Genomic DNA, 2,079 nt, shown 5'->3' on the forward strand with positions numbered 1-2,079 from the left:
GAATTCCTCGACGTGGCCCGCAAGCTTTGGGACAGCTGGGAGGACGACGCCGCCCTCGGCGACAAGGAAGCCGGGACCTGGGGAGACAACACCAGGGTCCACCCGGTCAACCACGCCGGCACGTTCTTCAGCGTCCAGGGGCCGCTGGACGTGCCACGCTCCGTCCAGGGCCACCCGGTGATTGTCCAGGCCGGCTCCTCGGAGGACGGCAAGGACTTCGCCGCCCGCTACGCCGAAGCGGTGTTCACAGCCCAGCAGACGCTGCCCGACGCACAGCGCTTCTATGCCGACCTGAAACGGCGAACCGCCGCCGCCGGCCGTGACCCGGGAACGATCAAGGTGCTCCCGGGCATCGTTCCCGTCATCGGCTCCACCGAGGCCGAGGCGCGGCGGCTGGAGCAAGACCTCGACGAGCTGATCCACCCGGAGCACGCCAAAAGGCAGCTCGCCGGGGTGCTGCGGGTCCCCGCAGCATCCCTGGCCCTCGACGCCGAGCTGCCGGACGACCTGCGCTCCGAGGACGAGATCGAAGGGGCCAAGAGCAGGTACACGCTGATCGTGGACCTCGCCCGGCGGGAACGGCTGACCGTGCGCCAGCTCATCGGCAGGCTCGGYGGCGGCCGCGGCCACCGTACTTTCTCTGGCACCCCTGAGCAGGTGGCCGACGCGATCGAGGAATGGTTTGTGGCCGGGGCGGCGGACGGCTTCAACATCATGCCCCCCGTGCTTCCGTCCGGCCTGGACGCCTTCGTGGACCACGTCATCCCGATCCTGCGGGACCGCGGACTCTTCCGGCGCGCATACAGTGGACGGACGCTCCGGGAACACTACGGGCTGCCCCGGCCGGCCAACACCTTCGTCTCGGCTGCCCGCAGGAGTCCGGCGGGCCCGGACCCGGCGGGGTCCCAGGACCCCGCGCCGGTGCCGGCCGACGCGGTCGCGGGACTCCGTTCGGCCTGAAGGACTTGGTTCACATGAGGCGGCGGCGCGCGCAATGGTGTACGTTGGCTTCCCGTCAGAACTAAACACAGGAATGAGAGTCACCCCCGTGGCAACCGATTACGACGAAGTCCGATCCGACGTCAAGGAGTCGCAGGATAATTCCCTGCAGGCGCTGCAATCTGCCAACGCCCCGGATGCCCGCAGCGTTGTCCGAGAACTGGATGAAGCCGACGCTTTTGACGATGCGATCAGCCCGGGCGGGGAAATTGTCGCCGAGGAACTCGTCGTGCAGGTCATCCCGCAGGCGCAGGACGAATTCACCTGCTACTCCTGCTTCCTGGTCCGGCACCGGTCCCAGGTTGCACGCGAAAAGAACGGCCACGCTTACTGCGTCGAGTGCGTTGGCTAGGGCCCTGGCCTCCCGCGTGTCCGGCGCCGGCGCGGCTTTCCGTGCCGCGCCGGACACGCGGGTCAGTACCGTCCCCGGCCGGCCCGTTTAGTCCATGCTCCGTCTGAAACGCCTTGCCGTACTCGGCCTGTTCGTATTTTTCGTCATCACCGGGTTCTTGTTTTGGGCCTTCCGGTTCTCCGGGGCGGAGACCCGCGTGGCCCTGCCCGCGCCGCCGCGGGCAGAGGCGAAGCTCGAATCGCTGTCCGCCGGCATCACCTCCGCCGTGAACATCACCCGGAGCGCGGACGCCGAGTGGCTCACCCATGCCGCCGCGCAGACCGGCATCCCCGCCCGGGCCCTCCAGGCCTACGTGGCCGCGGCCAGTGCGGCCAACACATCGGCCCCGACGTGCGGGATCGGCTGGAATACGGTGGCAGCGGTGGGCTTCGTCGAATCCGGCCACGGAACGTACGGCGGCGGCAGTCTGACCGCCACAGGCCAGGCGAGCGGGCCAATTGTCGGTCCGAGCCTCAATGGCGACGGCTTCGCCGCGATCCCTGATTCGGACGCCGGCGCCCTGGACGGCGACGCCCGGTGGGACCACGCCGTCGGACCCATGCAGTTCATTCCCTCCACGTGGCAGCTCGCAGGCCGGGACGGGAACGGCGACGGAACAGCCGACCCGTTCAACATCGATGACGCCGCGCTAAGTGCCGCCTCGTACCTGTGCGCCCACGGCGGTGACC

Annotated in this window: 3 protein-coding genes; all 3 read left to right on the forward strand. The window is 69.1% G+C overall.

Translation table 11 applies throughout. The features are described 5' to 3' along the window. Positions 1–960, forward strand: a 960-nt coding sequence (locus AC1D1S_RS20850; protein ID WP_476995413.1) for an NtaA/DmoA family FMN-dependent monooxygenase, incomplete at its 5' end; no start/stop codon positions are given. A gap of 88 nt (positions 961–1,048) precedes the next feature. Then, positions 1,049–1,351 (forward strand): DUF4193 domain-containing protein, encoded by a 303-nt coding sequence (locus AC1D1S_RS20855; RefSeq protein ID WP_028276296.1) that lies wholly within the window; start codon positions 1,049–1,051, stop codon positions 1,349–1,351. A 94-nt stretch (positions 1,352–1,445) separates the two neighbouring features. Continuing rightward, positions 1,446–2,079 (forward strand): lytic transglycosylase domain-containing protein (locus tag AC1D1S_RS20860; protein ID WP_476995414.1); only part of this gene is annotated, 634 nt, incomplete at its 3' end.

Source organism: Arthrobacter sp. P1_A5, assembly GCF_056406825.1.